A 20,062-nucleotide genomic window follows, 5' to 3' on the forward strand; every position below is an offset into this window, starting at 1 on the left:
ATTCAAGCCGTACTTAGCGGTTTCTACTCCGCATTCGCAAAAGGAGATAAAGGATTCCCAAAAATGCCAATCCTGCACAAACGTAAAGGGTAATTGGGATTCGGTCTGGAATTTCATGGTAATACCATCCTGAAAGTAAGGCTCCAAGACCAATGCCCGCCTCCAAGGCGATGAACATGGTGGCAATGGCTTTTCCTTTTTGCCCCGGCAAACTCAAATCTATGGTCCATGCGTTGATTCCGGGAGATACAATGCCCATCCCGAGACCGTAGATTCCAGCGCCTACCAGAAAGCCTGTGGTGGATTTCATCGCGCCAATCATGACCAAGGCGATGCATAGCAATATTAAACCCAGCAGGATAACTTTGATTCTTCCGTAGCGGTCGGATAGTTTCCCAGCGATGACCCTGACCAAAAGCGAAGTCAAAGTGAACACGATAAAGAAAACACCCTTGTTCGCAAAACCAATCAGCTCGGTCCAATCGGGGATCAGGGTGAGTATTACTCCAAAGGCTACATATGCCAGAAAGGTAACTAGGGCCGCCGGAAATGCTTCCTTAGCCAAAATATCCTGTTTGGAAATACGTAGAAGTATAGGGCTAAACTTTTGTTTAACGGATAAGGTTTCGCCCAAATTTAAAATGAGCAAAGAGGCTAAAAACGCCATTACCGAAGAACTATAAAAAAGGATTTCATACGAGAAATGGAGTTTGATCAAACTACCCAAGGCCGGCCCCAACGCCAAACCCGTACTAAAAGCAATGCCTTGTATTCCCATGGCCTCCCCCAGTCTATTGGGAGGAACAACATCAGAGACATAGGTGGATGCCGCAGTGGGTGTAAATCCAGTTGAGAAACCGTGAAAAAGACGAAGCAAAAGGAATCCGTACACCGTGGTCAAAACAGGATAAAGACCTCCACAAACCACACAGACCAAAGCTCCAACTAACATCACGGGTTTTCGGCCAATAGTGTCTGTGAGCTTTCCACTAAACGGTCTGGACAATCCCGCGGTAAGCGTAAAAAGGGCAATAATCAATCCAATATATTGGGCTCCGCCCAAGTCGCTCAGATATGACGGGAGCTCTGGAATCAACATGTTGTAGCTTGCCGAAAAAAACAGGGAGCCCAAACAAACCAAGATGAATTTTGGGTTGTACAAGGATTGTTTTTTGAGGATTAATTCTCCCTTTGCTGTTGTCATCGCGATAGCTTATTCCTAATTTTAATGCAAAGAAAAATCTTGCTATTATCAACTAAAAGGACATTTGTCCCCTTTGCAAAATGATTCGAACCAATCCTGAGTTAGCAAACTATATTGAAAGTTTATGGGCCTTGGAAGGTAGCCAAATACTAAAAGAGGATTTTGGCCCTAAAGAGGTGATCATTGAGCAAGACCGTAGGTATGGAAAAGTCCACCTGATTCGTGAGGGCATTGCCAAATGTTATATTTCGGATGAAAATGGCAAGGAGTTTATCCAGGAGTTTTTGGGCGAAGGCATGGAGTTTGGGGAACTGGAAGTTTTTGACAACCATACTACCATCTGTTCGGTGGAATCCATTACTGCACTAAAGACCTATGCACTCCCCCATAGCGTCTATCATACATTGTTGGATACCGACCCGAAGTTCAACCAATTGATCATGAAAGCCCTGGCCAACAAAATACGATTTAAGGCTCCGAGACATTCCTATCAACACTCTTATCCGATTGAGGACAACCTGATTAGATTAAAGCAACTTTTTCCTGAGTTTACGGAAGTGATTTCGAAAAAGGACATCGCCAATTATATTGGCATCACCCCAAGAAGTTTGAACAGGGCATTAAAAGAGCTCAAGGAAAAATCAGATTTCTTTTAACTAGCGTTTAAAGCGCTCAAAAATCGCCAAGGTCTTTTTGGTATTGATAAAATAAACGCCCGTAAGCAAAATGGCAGCGGCCAACACCGATTGCACACTGATCTGTTCATTCAGAAAATACCAGCCCAAAAGCAAGGCCACAATGGGATTTACATAGGTGGAGGTGGCCACTTTTTCAGGAGAGACCGACTTCAGCAAATAATTAAATGAGGTAAAGGCTACGATACTACCAAATATAACCAATAACACCATGGCCAGTTGCACCTCGCCGCTCCAAACCAGTGGAGATGTCCATGTTTCTCCCAGTCCCAAACTCATAAGGGCCAAAATGAATCCTCCCATAAGCATCTGGTATCCCGTATTCACAAAATAACTGGTAGGTAAATCAGCTTTGCCTACAAACAGACTGCCGTAGGCCCAACTCAGCATTCCCGCAAAAATGGCTATCATGCCCATTACGGAGCCTTCTTTGGTTATCACCTCCTTTTGGCTCACCAATAGATAAATCCCCAATACGCCAAGCACTACGCCCACGACCGACATGGGTTTAATCTTTTTGCCTTGCAATAAGCGCATCAAAATCAAAACAACCAAAGGTTGGGCGGAGATTTCCAAGGCGGCAAATCCAGAATCTACGTAACGAAGTGCCCAGACCACTACTCCGTTCCCAATGCCCAAAAAGAGAAAACCTGCAATTATGGTATTCCTCAACTGCTTTTTGGTAATGGCCACGGAAATGCCCATAAGTCGTGCGATTCCAAAAATGAGGAGTCCCGCCACCACAAAACGATAAGCTGCCAACATAAATGGGGGAATCTCCATTACTGCCATCTTATTGAGCATGTAGGTGGAACCCCAGATGACATAAATTGCAAAAAAAGCAAGTATGATCAGGGTGGTGTTAGAAGTTTTTCCCATAGCGCCTAGGTCGGAAATTGTACTACAATATTACAGCTATTTGGGACAGCGAAAAACTAATTTTCGTAGAAGTTTTATCCAGAAAAATTGGGTGGAAAAAAGCTTTTGGAGGGACGGCTTTTAAGAATATTGGTCTGTGGCCAAGAGATAGGCCGCGATATCCTGCTCCAACTTTTTGAAACGCTCCAAATGCATTTGGATATCCGCCTTTAGACCTTTGGCCTCTCCTCTTTTTTGTTTGATCAAGTCCATGATCCTTTTTTGTTGTCCTGCGTAGGTTTTAAAACTTTGCTTCAGTTCATAGAGTTTCTCAAAACAGGTGTAATCGCGTGGTTCGCAGGTATAGGAATTAATTTTTTTGGTAAGCCGTTGGATGATGTTGTTGTTTCGTTCCATGCGAACCAACAAATCTTGAATGGAATCCTTGCTATTTTTGGTCAAGCTTGCCATATCATTTTGTTTACCATTTTAGACCTATCTAAATGCTACCATTAAGTTAGTAATTATCTTACATTTTTCCGCCTATACACTTATAATTTGCCATAATTTAACATTGGGGAGCGATTGGAACCTAATAGTGAACTGGTACTCCAAACCAAATGACATTGATAAGGTTTTTGCTATTTTTAGACTAAAAGCCTGTTATGCGATTGATTCCCTTTCTTTTTGTATTGACCTTCGGCATTCAAGCAATGCTCTTGAACGGCCAGACCAAACAGATTCAAAATGCGGAGATTCGTTTTGAGTTTGTCTCCAAAGGGGTGGAAGGCACCATATCCGGATTTGAATCCGAGTCCGTAATTGATTGGGAACATCCTGAAAATTCTGTTTTTAAGGGCAGGGTACAATCCAAAACCCTTGATACCAATAATGGCTTACGGAACTGGTCTTTACGGAGCGGGAAATATTTTGATGCCAAAGACCATCCCTATATTACTTTTGAAAGCACCGAAGTCACTCAGGATGGAAATCAATGGGGGGTGAAGGGCAATCTTACCATTAAGTCCACCACTAAATCAGTATCAGTAATTTTCAAGAAAGAGGACAAAATGCTGGTAGGAACATTTTCGTTGTATTCTATAGATTATGGGATAAAAATCAAAAAGCAGCGGGTGGATAATTTGGTGAAGGTATGGTTGGAACTGGGGGTTGAGTAATCAGTCTTCAGCAATCAGTTTACAGTTTACAGTAAACGGTTTACAGCATTTTTATCTCATATCCTTTTGAACTTGAACTTGAACTTCAGCAAAGCAATTCTCAATTTTGAATTTTCAATTTTTAATTGACCAGGCCCAAAACTAAACTTTGATGCAAAAAAGAAACCCCGGAAAACTCCGAGGCTCTTTGTTTAAATGATTGGTTGGCTTAATCTAATGTAAAAGGAGAAGAACGCGTATAGGACATTGCTCCACCTTCTTCTGTGCTCAAACCAGTAAAGGTTAGCGTAAAATAAATCTCTTCTCCAGGAATATATCCCATCACCGTCTGCCCAATCAAATCTGTAATATCGCCTCCTGATACTGGGAACTGTTGTGGTGGATCCTCAGGATGCCCATATTCCTCAATCATAATTTGAAAATTGTTTATAATTCCCAAAATATTTTCACCATTATACTCATTCTTATATTCATGCAGCATTGTTATTAAATTATGAAAGCTGTAATAGGTAAATGGTTTACCAGGAATACCCATAAAGATGCCATGTGAAACAGCCCAACGAATTCCCTGTGTCCCTCCTTGCAGTTGCTCTTGGATCAATTGTTGGTTTACCGCATCTTCAAGATTTCCAAAGTACAGCGCGTTGAGGTCGGATTTGGAAGCTTCTCCATTTCTTTGGGCATCCACTCCAAAAGTATCCTGCCACCATTGGTAGTTATAAGGTATTCCAAAATCCTGCCGTGTTAAAATCACGTTATCTGTTAGCTTATCTTGGTTGGCGGGATCTGTCCAATCTGCAAAAGGAGCTTTGGAGAAGGTCACATCTGGGCCATTCCAAATGGTACCATCAATGCCATCGCAATTGGAATCAATCTCATCTCCTGGTGTTTCTTCTGCTCCGGGGTGAATGTCACCGTCATCGTCATTACAGTCAAGATTATTGGCCACAAAATCAAAAGGTAAATTGGAACAACCTGCAATTAAATAGGAAACATCATTATTGCCGAAGCCATCCCCGTCACTGTCTTCATATATTCGCAATTGCGCCCCCGGGTAGTTATTCGCATCTGTATCATTACAATCAGTATTGTCCAAGCTATAATCCTCTGGAACCTCACAACTAGGAAAGGTGCTGGAGTCTTCTGGGTCTCCGTACCCATCCCCATCGGCATCTTTATAGGCTGTCAGCTCTTCATCTGGGTTGATATCCGTATTGGAATCATCACAGTCTGTGTTATCCGCTACATAATTGGTAGGCGCATCAACTCCAGAGCATTGAGTAATTACATCTTCTCCGTCCTTACCGTAGCCATCCCCATCTTCATCGGGGTAATAGGTAACCATATCACAATCTGAGGTAATATTGGGATCACTGTCATCCGGGTCATCATCATTGTCAACATAGCCATCGGGCTGCTCGCAGGCCATTATAGAATTGTTTTTGTCTCCTTGGTCATCCCCATCCGAATTCTTGAACCATTTTTTTTGGGTACAGCTAGGGTCTTCCGTTTTATCCTTTCCGCAAGAAATTGGGGAGAAAAGACAAAGGGATAAAATTAAAAGGTAAAAGGAAACTGACTTCATTGTCAGAAATTTTGAGCTAATGTTTTTCATAGCATCTCGGTTTTAATTTGGAACATTGTTATCCGTTATTGATTCTAGGACAAAGTAGATAGGAAGAGGAGATAATAAGGTTCAGAATTGACGGATGCCCGTTTTGAATTGACGGATGGCAATTTGGGGTAAGATTTGGTTATCAGGTAATGGGTTAATGGAGGTTGGATTCTCGGATGGTTAGATTTTTGGAAGAATACCACAAGATTCAAGAGCCAAGATTCAAGAACCAAGACTTAAGATTCAAAATATGCGACTCCTTAGCTTGAACTTGACGCTTGAACTATTCTTTGGATAATTGGATTGTTGGAAATAGGACTTAGAACCACAGACCAAAGACTTGAGACTAAAGACTAATTTCCCTTTCGATATAGAGCATGATAAATTTTCCCAACCAGCCAATTCCCAAGCGGGAAATAGAGCGCAAAGAATAAGGCCATTCCCAAACTAAAATTGCGAATGTTGAAGAGCTGATCCAAAATATTATCGGGATAGGCATATGAAGTTTGAAGTGCGTACCCGCTAAATTCCAGCAGCCCCATGGCAACCAATCCATATGCATATTGCATGTGAAATGGAAGCCCACGAAGGATCAAGGAAATGGGAACCATATACAGAATATAGCAGGTGATTACTTGCCACCAATAGGTGAACTTGGCTATTTGCACTTGCTCCCCAAACCAGTCCATACCCATGCCCCAAGTGAAGTAGACCACACAGTACGTGAGCAGCAATCGCTTATCCACATTTACTTTTTGTAAGATAAAATTCCAGAACTCCTTCATTTTATTTGGCCTCTAATTTGGTTTGAATAATACGTTGTGCATCAGCCATGGTCTGCATTCCGTCCATATCCTCGTTCTCCAACATAATGTCAAAGGCGTCCTCCACATCCAAAACAATGTCCACCAGATTGGCAGAATTGATGTTCAGTTCCTCAAGAAAATTGCTTTCCAGCTGAATTGCTTCCGAAGAAACATCGTCTGGAAGATAATTGCTTACTATTTCCTTAAGTTTTACAAAGTGTTCCTTTTCCATAAACATTAATTAGTGTGGGATTTAAAAATAATACAGGCATTGACATCTCCAAAGCCAAAGCTGGCTTTTGCTATAATTTTCGGTTGTACATCCAAGCTTGTTTGCGGAATCCTTGAAGGATCCACAATTTTTTCAATTTCTGGATGTAGATCCTCACAATTCAGGTTTCCAAAAACTTGACCTGATTCAAATTGGAGCAAACTGCCCACGCATTCAATACTCCCAGCCGCCGCTAAACAGTGTCCAAACAGCCCCTTAAAAGAGTTTACATAGGGGAAATCCTTACCGCTACGTTCCAAGGCTCTACTCCAATTCTGGATTTCCAACGAATCTTTGGTCGTGGCGGTCAAGTGCCCGTTGATCATATCTATTTGCTCAGAATTTATTCCCGCCTCCTGCACGGCTGAACGAATACATCTAATTACAGCTTCGCTGTTGGGAGCCGTCATGGTTCCCCCATTTCGTTGGCCGCCGCTGTTAATGGAACCGCCCAAAAGTTCCCCAAATATTTTGGCGCCTCTAGCATTGGCGCTTTCCAAGGATTCCAAGACCAATGCCCCCGCTCCACTCCCGGGCACGAATCCGCTGGCTGTGGCACTCATGGGTCTACTAGCTTTCTCTGGGCTATCGTTGTAATTTCTGGGTAAGATTCGCATAGCATCAAAGCCGCCCCAAACATAGGGACCACTATCACTACAGCTCCCCACCAGCATTCGCTTTGCTTTTTTGGATTTTATCCGTTCATAGCCCATTAGTATAGCCTCGGTTCCCGTGGTACAAGCTGAGGAATTGGTGGTCACCTGGTTTCCGCATCCCAGCATTCCACCCAAATAGGCACTTATTCCGCTCGCCATGGTCTGGATTACGGATGTACTTCCCAATCGTCTTACGTTACCCTCGTCCACCTGATAAATGGCTTCCCGAAACTTATCAACGCCCAATATTCCAGTACCGAAAATAATCCCACTGTCCCAATCCGGGGTTTCAACATCTGCGGACAACCCAGCATCTTGCCATGCATCCTTCCCTGCCATAACCCCGTAAACCACCCCAGAGGCATTCAATCCTTTGAGTTGAACATTAGTAAAGTAATGCTTTAAATTAGTTAATTCAAGATTCGGTTTTCCAGCAATTTGACATGAAAATTTTAGTTTTTCCAGCTCCGGATGAAAACTAATACCACTCTCGCCTTTCTGAAGCGCATGTCCGAACGCTTTAAGTCCAATTCCGTTGGGTGCGCAAACTCCCATTCCTGTGACTACTACCCTAACCGCCATGCTCTGCCATTTTAATCATCCCAGCCAAGGTTCCCTTGCAAACCATTTCTTCCTTGGCATTAAACATCTGAACCTTGCATTTGAGCTTGTTAAACCGGAAATATTCCTTTTTTGATATTACCCTGACTGTTTCTCCAGGGAAAACTGGCAACAAAAATTCCATTTCCGAACTTGAAAAGGCGACTTGTAATGATTTGAATCCGCCATCCAACCCTTCTTGACCCATAAGATGGATTCCCAAACAAACCAAGCCAATTTGTGCGCAGCATTCCGTTAGGATAACTCCAGGAGTGACTGGATTACCTTTAAAATGACCCTGATAGAAGTAGGAATCGGGTTTAAAAAGGCAGCTTCCTTCCACCCCATTTGAATCTACATGCTGAAGCTCATCCACAAAATGAAAAGGTGGGCTGTAGGGAAGATGGTCCAAAATATCTTGATAGGTCATAACTATTGCAAACTTTCCCCGCCATCAACCTTGATTACAGTTCCCGTAATCCACTGCGCCTCCTTGGTTGTCAACAAATAGGTCACATTGGCCACATCTTTTGGAGTGGTTAACCTTCGGTTCGGATTTCTTCGTATGGATGCCTGGATTAATTTTTCACTATTGGGAATCAACCTTAACGAAGGAGTATCTGTTACTCCAGCTTGGATGCAGTTCGCCTTAATCCCAAATGGGGCAAACTCCAAAGCAATATTACGGGTAATGGACTCCAAGGCGGCCTTGGCCGCACCTACGGCCGCATAGTTTTTCAAAGCCCTGGTACTACCTTCACTTGTAAAGGCAATCACCCTAACATCTTGACCAAAGATTTGGCTTTGGTGCAAAACTTTCACCCAGTCAAATAGGCTTATGGCCATGGCATCCATGGTTAATTGAAAATCGTTACTGGACAATGCACCGTCCTGGGCATCCCACATGGGTTTTACATTACCCTTGGCAATGCTATGCACCAAGACCGAAATTTTGGTAGCTCCCAACAGGGGTTTTATTTCTTCCACTATCTCCTTCCTACCGGCAACATCAACAGCATCCTTGTTAAAACTATGGACAGTGGCTCCATTGGATACCATCAATTGGAACTCCTCTTGAACGGAAGGCATATTGGCCCTTCTATCCCTATGGATCAGGATTAGGTTGAACCCTTCACTGGCCAATTTTTGGGCGGTGGCCAATCCCAATCCACTACTCCCCCCAATAATTAAAGCCCATTTCGCGGAATCTCCCATTTAGTTTTGTTTACCATTCCAACAATACCCTTTGCGCCGAAAATCCAGGCCCGAAGCTCAATATCAATCCTTGCTCTCCAGCTCCCAACTCTTTTTTCAGAAATCGTTCAAGAACATAGAGGACAGTGACGCTGCTCATATTCCCATAACTTTTAAGTACTTCCCTGGTATCGTCGATATTCTTCCCCAATTTACCAAACAATTCTTCCACCGTACTCACTATTTTTTTTCCTCCCGGGTGAAAAATCAGATGATTGACCTTGTCCAAGTTGGAATTGAATTTGGCCAAGAACGGATGGATGATACTTGGAAAGTGCTCCGCTATCACTTCTGGAACGGCAGGGTCCAAGATCATTTTTAAGCCTGTATTGGTCAAATCAAAGCCCATCAAATGTGTGGCATTGCTGAAATGGTACATTTCTTCTCCCAAAATTTTGGGGCCAGTCCCCTCTTTTTCCGAGGAAAGTAATACACAAGAAGCACCATCTCCAAAAATGGCAGCGCTGACCATGTTCGCCATTGAAAAATCATCCAGCTGAAAGGTAGCAGTTGGACTCTCAACTGCAATCACAGCAGCCCGTTTGCCTGGGTTGGACCGTAGAAAGTTGGCCGCATAAATAAGCCCTGAAACACCCGCAGCACATCCCATTTCAGTTACGGGAAGGCGAACGATATCCTGTCTTAATCCCAAGGCATTGACCAGATACGCATCCAATGACGGAATCATGATTCCCGTGCAGCTTACGGTAATAATAAAATCCAGAGAATTAGATTCCCAAGCTAGCTTGGCAAGTGCTTTTTGAAGCACTTTTTCTCCTAATTCTTTGACCTCCCTTACATAAATCTCATTTTTCTCCTCAAAGGAAGTAGCCGTAAAAACATCCTCAATATCCATTATTCCATATCGACAATCAACTCCTGCACCTTCAAAAATTTTGATGACCTTTCTTCTAAACCTTTCCTCTTGACCGCTCAGCCATTGATCCACAAAGGGGATTATGTCCAAGGTATCCCGACTATACTTGGGCAACTGTTTTGAAACTCCTGCAATCCGTACTTCCGCCATTATTCAGTATGTCGATTGAAATCCATGACCCATACATATCGAAATGCCCATTTCCATCGAATCTTGTGTGAAACATTCGGTATTTTTTTTGCCAATCCCAATAGTTCTGCTTTCCTAAAACCTTTACTTATGGAAACCAAACCATCATGCTTGGCCACATGGGTTCTCAAAAAAATGAAACTGAACATCTTGAACAGCATATAGGATATTTTGCTTCTTTGAAGATCATTAATCACCACACCAATACTTGCCAAAACTACAAACCTGTTCAGGAAGGCCTCAATCCGTTCCTCTTCAAAATGATGCATGGTCAAGGTATTGATCAATATGTCACATTCAAAGTCCAAGTCTGCCTTTAATATGTCCATTTTATGGAAGGTAACATGGGGCAAACCCTTACATTTTTTACGAGCAATGGTTAAAACATCATCCCTTAAATCAATTCCCTTCATTGTATGGGAAACCCCTTTTTTGCTAAGGAAATGGGATAATTTCAACAGCATATTGCCATCTCCACACCCCATATCAAGAATCGTATACGATTTATTGGGATCGTTTTTGACCAATTCCCAAACACCATTGAGTGTAATGGACTCTCCACCCAACCATTTATTGCAAAAATTGATGTCCTTATACGCATTTTGGAGCAGCCTAAATTGCATGTTGGGGTCATCCATCAGCTCATCCATCCTACTTCTAAACGTTAAATCCATCAATTTAAAATTGGATTACCATGAGTTCTTTTAATTAGGGTTTGCAGCATGGGTTTGGAGTTGGCGATGGATTGCATTCCAAAATTAAACCATCCGGTATGCAACATTATTCTTTGCAGTTGCCCGCCAAGCCAAATTCTTTTTTTGAAGTGTTTGTCCCATTGTTTTTGATACGCATCTTCCATCATTTTTCTATCAATGATTTGATCTTTAAGAAAATACACAACCTGCTCTGAAGCCATTTTAGCAGCATGTACGGCCATGGCCATACCATTTCCACACAGGGGATGGATCATTCCAGCCGAATCCCCGCACATCAGCATATGATCAGCAATAGCCAGTTTCTTTCCGAAGGAAATCTGCGCAATACTCAAAGGGTAATCAAAAATCGGTCTGGCATTTTCCAAAAATTGCTTCAAATATGGATTTCTGCACAGCACTTGCCTGTTGAATTCATGGATATCCCCCACCCTTTTGAAGCTATCGTACCGAACCAAATAACATAGATTCAGCACACCTTCCTCCACCTGAGATAAACCAGCGTACCCACCTTGAAAATTATGGAGGGAAACAAGGTTTTTGGGATGCCCGTCATAATGGTAATGGCATTTTACGCCTAGCCATGGGGATTTATGATGCCTGCCCTTCAATTGAAATCTTTCATCCAAATTGGAGCGCTTGCCAAAGGCTCCCAGAACCACTTTGGCCTTTATCATAGACTTTGATGCCATTGAAACTTCAAAATCATCCCCTTGAAAGTCCACCGCGGTAACCGTAGAGAACACAAACTGCACTTTGTTTCTCATGGCCAATTGATACAATTGATTATCCAGGGTGTATCTGCTCACTCCGAATCCGCCTAGTGGTAATTTCACGGAAATTGACTTTCCTCGTTGCGTACTCAGCTGAAGGGTGGTGATTTCTGGGAGGGATAATCCAGTAAAATCCATTCCCAATTGTTCCAGATAGGGTTTCACCTCATTGGAGACATATTCCCCACAGACCTTGTGTCTGGGATAGGTCTTTTTCTCTACCACCACAACCTGAATTCCTTTGGAAGCCAAGTCAACTGCAGCGGTCAATCCAGCCACACCTCCTCCAATGATAAGCACGTCCGTGTTCTTCACCTTATGAAGATAGGTTTTTTGCAAAAAAAATCCCGACCATTGGCCGGGATTCAAATTATTTAGGCAAGAATACTAGTTCTTGGTGCTTTCATAAGCTTCTTCCTTGAGTTCCTCACTAGCCATGATGGCTAATTCCACTCTACGGTTTTTGGCTTTGCCTTCAGCAGTTTCGTTGCTTTCACGAGGCTGGGTTTCCCCATACCATTTGGTGGTAAACCTCCCAGAGGAAATTCCTTTGCTCACCAAATAATTGGTTACAGATTCCGCTCTTTGCTGGGATAGGTTCCAGTTGTACTCATCGCTACCCGCGCTATCTGTATGTCCTTCCACCAAAATGATGGATTTGGGATACTCCTTAAAAATACCCGCCAATTTATCCAATGTAGTGGCAGAAGTTCCTTTCACATCAGATTTGTTGGTATCAAAATAAACTCCGGCATCTTCATTGAAGGTCACATTGATTCCTTCACCAACCCTTTTTACCTCGGCGCCTGGAATTTCTTCCTCAATACGTTCTGCTTGCCTGTCCATTCGGTTTCCGATGTAACCCCCAGCAGCTCCTCCAACAACGGCCCCAATAATGGCTCCTAATGCCGTATTTCCTTTTTTGCCCACATTATTACCAATGATTCCACCAATAACCGCACCCCCTGCAGCACCAATGGCTGCTCCTTTTTGGGTGTTGTTTGCATTTTTGACTGCATTACAGCCCACCACAAGACCAAAAGCCAAAATAATGGCGGTACTTCTAACTATTATATTTTTCATCTGATTATTTTTTTGAGAATTCATAAACTATGGTGACGAGTTCACCTTCAACAGAAACATTGGACTTAAGTACCATGGCCTGCTCGGAAAGACTAGCAATGTTCAGGCGGTAGCCCACCCCGCCAGAGATGTCCTTTCTGTTTTCATCAATAAACTTAAACTGAAACTGACTGCTGTAGTTTTGTGAAGGTTCCACCACCGACCATCTAAAAAATCGGTCTCCGCCTTGGCAAAGACTACTTTGGGAAATGGTGTAACGACCTGTACTGTTGTTGTCCCGAAAAAACCAGTCGCTGCCCTCAAAGCAGATATCCTCAGCGTCGTTGAAAATGACGGATTTGAAATTACCTGAGTTGTTCTCGTACGAAATGTTGTCCAAGGTCCAGGAACCGCTAAAGAGATTTCTTTGCGTCCTTGCACTTTTGGAAACAGAGCATGACGAGAACATAAGTCCCGCCAATGCCATAAAAATCAATGATTTTCTTACCATAAGATTAGGAGTTTAATTTTGAGTATATACGATTGAGACACCGTATTGACTCTTTTAAGTTGTTAAAAAAATGTTAAACATATATTTCAGTAGGCATATAGTTCCAAAAGTGCTGCTTCAAATCTTTGTTTGGGCAAATATTCCTGTTCCAATGCCTTCGCAAATGGTACCGGGGTTTCCAAACTACCCACCCGCCTGATTGGGGCGTCCAAAAACTCAAAGCAATTTTCCATGACCATGGCAGCAATGTCACTGGCAATGCCACCAAATAAAGTGTCTTCCTGTAAAATAATCAGTTTTGATGTCTTTTTCACCGATTCATAAACGGCATCGACATCCAGAGGTTGAAGTGTACGCAAATCTATGACATCTGCATTAATTTCCGGGTGTTTTTCCAAAATTTCCAGTGCCCAGTGCACTCCAGCCCCATAGGTGACCACGCTTAAATCCTTTCCGTTCCTCAATACGTTGGCCTTACCAAATGGAAGGGTGTAGTAATCCGTGGGCACATCTTCATAAATGCTCCGATAGAGCCCTTTATGCTCAAAAAACAGCACAGGATTGGGGTCGTTTATGGCAGTGGCCAACAAGCCCTTGGCATCAGAGGGAAATGCAGGATAGGCCACTTTTAATCCCGGAGTTTTGGTAAACCAGGCTTCATTGGTCTGTGAATGAAATGGGCCGGCACCTACCCCAGCTCCGCAAGGCATCCTAATCACCACATCCGCATTTTGACCCCAACGGTAATATACCTTGGCCAGATAGTTTACAATAGGGTTGAATCCGGAGCTAACAAAATCTGCAAATTGCATCTCCACAACGGATTTCATCCCATTGATGGACAGTCCCATGGCTGCAGACACGATAGCCGACTCGCAGATGGGCGTATTTCTTACTCTTCGTTTTCCAAAGGTTTTGGTGAAGCCTTCAGTAATCTTGAAAACACCTCCATAATCAGCAATATCCTGACCCATAATGATCAATTCATTGTACTTCTCCATGGATTGCTCCAGCCCTTGGGATACGGCATCCACAAAGCGAATGTTTTCAGTATTGTCATTTTTCTTATAATGCTTATAATCAAAATTTTGATATACATTATTTAATTCTTTAGTTGGAGTAGATTCAATGGACGGCTCATCATATGCCTTCTGAAGGTTGGTGTTGATTTCCTCGGCAATTTCAGCTCGATATGCCTCTATTTTCGCATCATCCAGAATCCCTTTTTCTTTAAGAAAGTCCTCGTAATTGGCTATTGGGTCTTTTTTGGCCCACTTCTTCATCAATTTTTCCGGAACATACTTGGTTCCACTAGCCTCCTCATGCCCTCGCATACGAAAGGTTTTAAACTCCAACAGAATGGGTCGCGGTCTTTTACGTATGGCATTGCACAGTTCGTTCACCTTGCTGTACACCTCCAGAATATTGTTCCCATCAATTATCCTGGACTCCATTCCATAGCCTTTGGCCCGATCTACCAAATCCTTGCAATTGTATTGCTCATTGGTTGGAGTGGACAAGCCGTATCCGTTATTTTCGATACAGAACAGTACGGGAAGATTCCAAACGGAGGCAACATTTAAAGCCTCATGGAAATCACCTTCACTGGTAGCACCTTCCCCTGTGAACACAGCCGTAGCTCGCTTTTTACGTCTAAGCATGTCTGCCAGGGCTATGCCGTCGGCCACGCCCAACTGTGGTCCCAAATGGGAAATCATTCCAACAATCCTGTATTCCTGGGTTCCAAAATGAAAGCTTCTATCCCTTCCGTTTGTAAATCCGCTTTTCTTTCCCTGCCATTGGCCAAAAAGTCTATGAAGCGGCACCCCGCGTGAGGTAAAGACCCCAAGATTCCGGTGCATTGGTAAGATGTACTCTTCAGCATTAAGGGCTTGGGTCACCCCAACCGAAATTGCTTCCTGGCCAATTCCACTAAACCATTTGGATATTTTTCCCTGCCGCAACAACACCAGCATCTTCTCCTCTATCATCCTGGGCTTCAACATTCCTTTGTATAAATCCAGTAATTTCTCCTGGGGCAAACCACCAATATGGTATCTCATAAAGCTTCAATTCAGTCGGGATAAATGTAATAAAAATGCACACCATCGACCATGAAATATTCCCAATCGTTTCCTAATATTCCTTACTTTTGAAAATAGCTAAATTTTCATGTCATGAGTGCAATTCCAAGTGTGGACCTTTCTGATTTTATATCAGGGGATCCTTCCAGAAAACAAAAGTTTATTAAAGAGATAGGTGCCGCTTTTGAAGATATTGGATTTGTGGCCCTAAGTGGTCATTTTCTTTCGGATGAACTCGTGGAACAGCTATACGGGCAGATCAAAAAGTTCTTCCAATTGCCGCAAGAGGTCAAAGATGGCTATGAGATAGCGGGCATTGGAGGTCAAAGAGGTTATACCTCCTTTGGGAAGGAACATGCCAAAGGAAAAAAGGAAGGCGATTTAAAAGAGTTCTGGCATTTTGGACAATATGTTGAAGGCAATCCAACTTTGGAAGCCGAATATCCAGACAATGTTACCGTAAGTGAACTTCCAGATTTCAATAGCACAGGTGAGGAGACCTATAAAATGTTGGAAAAAACTGCAAGGTATGTGCTTAGAGCATTGGCGCTTCACTTAGGTTTGGAAGAAAAATACTTTGACCAATGGATCAAAAATGGGAATTCGATATTAAGACCTATTCACTACCCACCTATAACCGAGGAACCCAAAAATGCAGTTAGAGCTGCAGCCCATGGAGACATCAACCTGATAACATTGCTTATGGGGGCACATGGAAAAGGCTTACAAGTGCAAAACCATCAAGGAGAATGGGTTGATGCCATTGCCAGACCCGACCAATTGATGATCAATGTGGGAGATATGCTTTCCAGGTTGACCAATAACAAACTTAAATCCACCATACATCAAGTAGTAAATCCTCCTAAGGAACTTTGGGGATCTTCCCGGTACTCCATTCCATTTTTTATGCATCCCGTTAGTGAAATGCCCTTAAACTGTCTTGAACATTGTGTGGATGATGATCATCCGAAGGGGTTTGAGGACACCACCGCAGGGGAATATTTGAATGAACGGCTTGTTGAGCTTGGACTGGTTAAAAAATAAGCATGGATTTACAGGACCAGCTAAAAAATTTGTTCCCTGACCACGTTTCAGAGCAAACGGAAGCCGACAAGGAGTCCAAAGCTCCCAAATATTGGCTTCAAAGCGACCCTATTATCTGCAAGTACGAAAAAAGAAAGGGAAAACCAGTCACCATTCTGGAAGGCTACAACGGAGCAAACTCGGATTTTAAAATTTTGACCAAGGACCTCAAGTCTTTATTGGGTGTTGGGGGAAGTTTCAAGAACGAATCCATCATTATTCAAGGAGATTATCGGAATCAAATCATGGAATATCTAAAAGACCATGGTTTTTCAGTAAAACGGGTTGGTGGTTAGCTGCTGTAATCCTGTAATCCCTTGTGCGCTTTTCATCTCATGTTAAATTTAAGCTTTGACAACCAAGGTTTTACGAAAAAAGTTTTTGAATTCTTGGTTTAAATATTACATTTAATGCTCCTAACCGACGAAAACTAAGTTGAAAATGAAATCACTGTTGCATATTACCAACGGGGACTCTTTCACGTCAAAACTTCAAACGCTAAATCTTAAGGGGGATATTATTACATGGAGGGAAATGCTTTGCGAGGGCAAAACCCTTTGTGCCGTAGGCAGTGAATCCTTCTGGAAGACCCGTTTTGAATTTTTGAACAAGAATTACAAGGTTACCAAATCTTGGTTCGTAGAGAAAACCCTGAAGGAGTACCGCTCCCTTTGTAACCACAAGCAACAAGACCAAATTGTGCTGTGGTTTGAGTATGACCTATTCTGCCAAATTAATATGCTAGCAGTGCTTAGCTGGCTGAAGACCCACCGAAGACATGCTGAAATCTCACTGGTTTGCAGCGGAAAAGAAGATGAAACGGACAAGTTATACGGTCTAAGCGAACTAAGCGACGAAAAGTTACTGGAACTGTACGAAAACAGAACAATTTTGTCCCAGGACGATATAGAGTTCGCCGATTACGTATGGCAGTTGTACTGCAGCGACAACCCCATACGCTTGGAAAACCTTATTGCGCATAACAATTTCCAGTTTGAATATCTTTCCGAAGCCTTAAAAGCCCACCTCAAAAGGTTCCCAACCATTAAAAATGGTTTGAACGAGTTGGAAAACCAGGTCTTGGAGACCGTAGTTGGTGAAAAGCCCAAATCCAGAAAGGAACTTTTGAACAGTATGCTTACCAATCAGGGGTACTATGGATTCGGGGACACCCAGCACAGCCGTATCATCACTTCCTTAAAACCATTGTTCAGTTCTTTCAATCCAGTGAAGCTGACCAAAATGGGTAAGGATGTTTTAACCAACAAGGCTAATTATTATTCACAACTACGTGATAATCAATTATATTTAGGAGGTTCTTTAAAGTATAACTTCTTATATAATTCATCTACGGACCGCATACTAAAATTGTAATATATGACATTGGGCCACTCAGAGCTCATTCTGAATCCTGATGGCAGTATTTACCATCTTAATCTTCATCCGGAAGACATTTCCAACACCATTATCACCGTAGGTGATCCTGACCGGGTACGTTCTGTTAGTAGACATTTTGAAACCATTGAGGTCGAAAAAGGTAAAAGGGAATTTCTTGCCCATACGGGTACTTTTAGGGGAAAAAGAATTACGGTAATATCAACAGGAATTGGAACCGATAATATCGATATTGTCTTCAACGAATTGGATGCCCTGGTCAATGTAGATTTTAAGACGCGTCGCTTAAAAGAGGAGCTCACCCAATTGGATTTTATACGGATTGGTACATCGGGTGCGATTCAGGAAGACATCCCCGTGGACTCTTTCTTACTTAGTGCTTCCGCTGTAGGTTTTGACGGTTTGATGCATTTTTATAACACTGGACAAGTGGGTAATCAGAAATTGGAGCAGGAGTTAAATGATTTTTTGGGTTGGCAGTCCCATAAAATAAGCGCTTATGCCTTTGATGCAGACACCTCCCTAGCGGATACATTTGGTGAAAATCATATACGATTTGGAATAACAGCTACAAATTCAGGGTTTTATGGGCCTCAAGGAAGAAGCATTAGACTTGAACCCCGTATCACTGATTTTAATCGGAGGCTTGCCGACTTTTCGTATCAAAATCAGCAAATTACTAACCTGGAAATGGAGACGGCAGGTATCTATGGCCTGTCCAAAATGCATGGACACAGAGCAATTTCCCTTAATGCCATATTGGCCAACAGGGCTACAGGTGAGTTTTCCCAAAAACCTGTACGCACGGTAAACGAACTCATTCAATTGGCACTTGAAAAACTAACCGCATAACGATTGGTTTCCCTTTTGACTAGCTTTAACCTTCCATTAAATCATCCTCTTAAAAAGAACCTATGAAACAGATAAAAATTGTCGGTGTTCCAGAGCATTTTAATTTGCCTTGGCATTTGGCCATTGAAGAATCAGCCTTTGAAGATCGTGGCATTCAATTACTGTGGGAAGATGTTCCAGAAGGAACTGGTCGGATGGCTAAACTTTTGGAAAATGGCGATACGGACATGGCCATTATCCTTACCGAGGGAATTGTTAAAAGTATTTCCCAAGGCAATCCAACCAAAATTGTCCAAGAATACGTGTCCTCTCCCCTGCTCTGGGGAATCCATGTTGCAGCCAACAGCAATCGTACGTCAATTGCAGACCTAGAAAAGGACAAAGTAGCAATAAGTCGCATGGGCAGTGGAAGTCATTTAATGTCCTATGTCCACGCCCAAAGTCAAGGCTGGGATACCCAAAGCTTGGAATTTGAAATCATAAACAATTTGGATGGTGCTGTGGACAGCTTGGTCAATGGCTCTGGAACCTACTTCATGTGGGAACATTTTACCACCAAACCCCTGGTGAATCAGGGTATCTTCAAACGCTTGGGAGATTGCCCTACGCCATGGCCGTGTTTTGTGATTGCGGCCAACGCTGCATTCCTCAGCAAAAACAAGAATGTTGTTCAACACATTCTGGAAATCATAAACATTTATACATCGGAATTTAAACGAATTCCCAGCATCGACCGCACCTTGTCCAACAGATATGGGCAAAAATTGGAAGACATTAGGGAGTGGCTCTCTAAAACTACTTGGGGACAAACCCAGCTCAATAGCGAAACTTTGGAAAGAGTTCAGCAGCAACTTAAGGATTTGGATTTGATTCAGGACATCAAACCCAATGAACACTTTTTGCATTCATGATCAAGAAAAATGTTTCTTGATGAGCGCCTTAAACGATATATCTGACAGTGGCTTTTGAGCTGTGTCCATGACATTAGGATTGGCTAACGCCAAAGCTGTATTTTCTTCGGTATCCAAGGCAGTTAGCATAACTATGACAATTTTGTCCTTAAAATCCGCTTCAAATTGTTGTCCGTAACCGTCCAGGAATTCCCAGCCGTTCATTACAGGCATGTTGGTGTCCAGGACAAGTAGACAGGGAAGATGGTCCTCATCCAAATCCGTGGCCAAGAACTCAATGGCTTCCATGCCATTGCCCGCCGTAAAGACTGGAAGGTTACTATCTAACTGCTTTAAAAAAAATCTGTTCAAAAAATTCGTGGTTTCGTCGTCATCGACAAGCAAAACCGATTTCAATCTGCGCAACGTATCAGAATTTTCGTATGGGGTTAGTTTACATATAAACGTAAGAAATTCCAACTAGTTTTAAGAAAAC

Annotated in this window: 23 protein-coding genes; 7 read left to right on the forward strand and 16 right to left on the reverse strand. The window is 42.6% G+C overall.

The window, feature by feature from the left end; genetic code table 11:
* Window positions 1-13: 13 nt before the first annotated feature.
* A complete protein-coding gene (locus ACRHOZ_RS00320) occupies window positions 14-1,204 on the reverse strand; it encodes an MFS transporter (protein WP_431121124.1) in 1,191 nt (396 codons plus the stop codon).
* 80 nt (window positions 1,205-1,284) lie between these two features.
* Here ACRHOZ_RS00320 and ACRHOZ_RS00325 point away from each other — a divergent pair, with 80 nt between their 5' ends.
* On the forward strand, window positions 1,285-1,860 hold the full coding sequence (locus tag ACRHOZ_RS00325; RefSeq protein WP_431121126.1) for a Crp/Fnr family transcriptional regulator: 576 nt from the start codon (window positions 1,285-1,287) through the stop codon (window positions 1,858-1,860).
* Here the strand turns inward: ACRHOZ_RS00325 and ACRHOZ_RS00330 are convergent, their stop codons facing one another.
* The gene (locus ACRHOZ_RS00330; RefSeq protein WP_431121128.1) at window positions 1,861-2,778 is read right to left on the reverse strand and encodes an EamA family transporter; all 918 of its coding nucleotides are present in this window, start codon (window positions 2,776-2,778) and stop codon (window positions 1,861-1,863) included.
* A 120-nt stretch (window positions 2,779-2,898) separates the two neighbouring features.
* Window positions 2,899-3,228, reverse strand: coding sequence for a hypothetical protein (locus ACRHOZ_RS00335; RefSeq protein WP_431121130.1), 330 nt, complete (start codon window positions 3,226-3,228; stop codon window positions 2,899-2,901).
* A gap of 194 nt (window positions 3,229-3,422) precedes the next feature.
* Here ACRHOZ_RS00335 and ACRHOZ_RS00340 point away from each other — a divergent pair, with 194 nt between their 5' ends.
* Window positions 3,423-3,935, forward strand: a complete 513-nt coding sequence (locus ACRHOZ_RS00340; RefSeq protein ID WP_431121132.1) for a YceI family protein — start codon at window positions 3,423-3,425, stop codon at window positions 3,933-3,935.
* A gap of 208 nt (window positions 3,936-4,143) precedes the next feature.
* Here the strand turns inward: ACRHOZ_RS00340 and ACRHOZ_RS00345 are convergent, their stop codons facing one another.
* The 12 genes from ACRHOZ_RS00345 to ACRHOZ_RS00400 form a co-directional block, all read right to left on the reverse strand.
* On the reverse strand, window positions 4,144-5,520 hold the full coding sequence (locus ACRHOZ_RS00345; protein ID WP_431121134.1) for a putative metal-binding motif-containing protein: 1,377 nt from the start codon (window positions 5,518-5,520) through the stop codon (window positions 4,144-4,146).
* 383 nt (window positions 5,521-5,903) lie between these two features.
* Complete coding sequence (locus ACRHOZ_RS00350; RefSeq protein WP_431121136.1) at window positions 5,904-6,335, reverse strand: hypothetical protein; 432 nt, start codon at window positions 6,333-6,335, stop codon at window positions 5,904-5,906.
* Between the two features lies 1 nt (window position 6,336).
* On the reverse strand, window positions 6,337-6,588 hold the full coding sequence (locus ACRHOZ_RS00355) for an acyl carrier protein (RefSeq protein WP_431121138.1): 252 nt from the start codon (window positions 6,586-6,588) through the stop codon (window positions 6,337-6,339).
* A 5-nt stretch (window positions 6,589-6,593) separates the two neighbouring features.
* Complete coding sequence (locus ACRHOZ_RS00360; RefSeq protein ID WP_431121140.1) at window positions 6,594-7,865, reverse strand: beta-ketoacyl-[acyl-carrier-protein] synthase family protein; 1,272 nt, start codon at window positions 7,863-7,865, stop codon at window positions 6,594-6,596.
* Window positions 7,855-8,313, reverse strand: a complete 459-nt coding sequence (locus tag ACRHOZ_RS00365) for a 3-hydroxyacyl-ACP dehydratase FabZ family protein (protein ID WP_431121142.1) — start codon at window positions 8,311-8,313, stop codon at window positions 7,855-7,857. The genes ACRHOZ_RS00360 and ACRHOZ_RS00365 overlap by 11 nt, the downstream gene beginning before the upstream one ends.
* A 2-nt stretch (window positions 8,314-8,315) precedes the next feature.
* Window positions 8,316-9,098, reverse strand: a complete 783-nt coding sequence (locus ACRHOZ_RS00370) for an SDR family oxidoreductase (RefSeq protein WP_431121144.1) — start codon at window positions 9,096-9,098, stop codon at window positions 8,316-8,318.
* A 10-nt stretch (window positions 9,099-9,108) separates the two neighbouring features.
* The gene (locus ACRHOZ_RS00375) at window positions 9,109-10,164 is read right to left on the reverse strand and encodes a type III polyketide synthase (RefSeq protein ID WP_431121146.1); all 1,056 of its coding nucleotides are present in this window, start codon (window positions 10,162-10,164) and stop codon (window positions 9,109-9,111) included.
* Window positions 10,164-10,877, reverse strand: a complete 714-nt coding sequence (locus tag ACRHOZ_RS00380; RefSeq protein ID WP_431121148.1) for a methyltransferase domain-containing protein — start codon at window positions 10,875-10,877, stop codon at window positions 10,164-10,166. Before ACRHOZ_RS00380 ends, ACRHOZ_RS00375 begins: the two co-directional genes overlap by 1 nt.
* Window positions 10,877-12,004, reverse strand: a complete 1,128-nt coding sequence (locus tag ACRHOZ_RS00385; protein WP_431121150.1) for an NAD(P)/FAD-dependent oxidoreductase — start codon at window positions 12,002-12,004, stop codon at window positions 10,877-10,879. Before ACRHOZ_RS00385 ends, ACRHOZ_RS00380 begins: the two co-directional genes overlap by 1 nt.
* A 72-nt stretch (window positions 12,005-12,076) precedes the next feature.
* Window positions 12,077-12,772 (reverse strand): OmpA family protein, encoded by a 696-nt coding sequence (locus ACRHOZ_RS00390; protein WP_431121152.1) that lies wholly within the window; start codon window positions 12,770-12,772, stop codon window positions 12,077-12,079.
* 4 nt (window positions 12,773-12,776) lie between these two features.
* Window positions 12,777-13,262: a lipocalin family protein gene (locus ACRHOZ_RS00395; RefSeq protein ID WP_431121154.1), complete on the reverse strand. Its 486-nt coding sequence runs from the start codon at window positions 13,260-13,262 to the stop codon at window positions 12,777-12,779.
* A gap of 86 nt (window positions 13,263-13,348) precedes the next feature.
* Window positions 13,349-15,325: an alpha-ketoacid dehydrogenase subunit alpha/beta gene (locus ACRHOZ_RS00400; RefSeq protein WP_431121156.1), complete on the reverse strand. Its 1,977-nt coding sequence runs from the start codon at window positions 15,323-15,325 to the stop codon at window positions 13,349-13,351.
* A 114-nt stretch (window positions 15,326-15,439) separates the two neighbouring features.
* On the opposite strand from ACRHOZ_RS00400, the gene ACRHOZ_RS00405 reads away from it, so the two are divergent.
* The 5 genes from ACRHOZ_RS00405 (at window position 15,440) to ACRHOZ_RS00425 (ending at window position 19,587) form a co-directional block, all read left to right on the forward strand.
* Window positions 15,440-16,390 carry an isopenicillin N synthase family dioxygenase gene (locus ACRHOZ_RS00405; RefSeq protein ID WP_431121158.1) on the forward strand — a complete coding sequence of 317 codons (951 nt, stop codon included), beginning with the start codon at window positions 15,440-15,442 and terminating at the stop codon, window positions 16,388-16,390.
* 2 nt (window positions 16,391-16,392) lie between these two features.
* Window positions 16,393-16,725: a translation initiation factor gene (locus ACRHOZ_RS00410; RefSeq protein WP_431121160.1), complete on the forward strand. Its 333-nt coding sequence runs from the start codon at window positions 16,393-16,395 to the stop codon at window positions 16,723-16,725.
* Window positions 16,726-16,870: 145 nt separating this feature from the next.
* Entirely contained in the window at window positions 16,871-17,803 is a 933-nt protein-coding gene (locus ACRHOZ_RS00415) for a DUF1835 domain-containing protein (protein ID WP_431121162.1), read from the forward strand.
* A gap of 3 nt (window positions 17,804-17,806) precedes the next feature.
* Window positions 17,807-18,676 carry a nucleoside phosphorylase gene (locus tag ACRHOZ_RS00420; protein WP_431121164.1) on the forward strand — a complete coding sequence of 290 codons (870 nt, stop codon included), beginning with the start codon at window positions 17,807-17,809 and terminating at the stop codon, window positions 18,674-18,676.
* A gap of 62 nt (window positions 18,677-18,738) precedes the next feature.
* A complete protein-coding gene (locus ACRHOZ_RS00425) occupies window positions 18,739-19,587 on the forward strand; it encodes a substrate-binding domain-containing protein (protein ID WP_431121166.1) in 849 nt (282 codons plus the stop codon).
* Here ACRHOZ_RS00425 and ACRHOZ_RS00430 read toward each other — a convergent pair whose 3' ends face one another.
* The gene (locus tag ACRHOZ_RS00430; RefSeq protein ID WP_431121168.1) at window positions 19,588-20,046 is read right to left on the reverse strand and encodes a response regulator; all 459 of its coding nucleotides are present in this window, start codon (window positions 20,044-20,046) and stop codon (window positions 19,588-19,590) included.
* Window positions 20,047-20,062: the final 16 nt, after the last annotated feature.

It is taken from the genome of Flagellimonas flava, from assembly GCF_050617915.1.
Classification (GTDB): Bacteria; Bacteroidota; Bacteroidia; order Flavobacteriales; family Flavobacteriaceae; genus Flagellimonas; species Flagellimonas flava_A.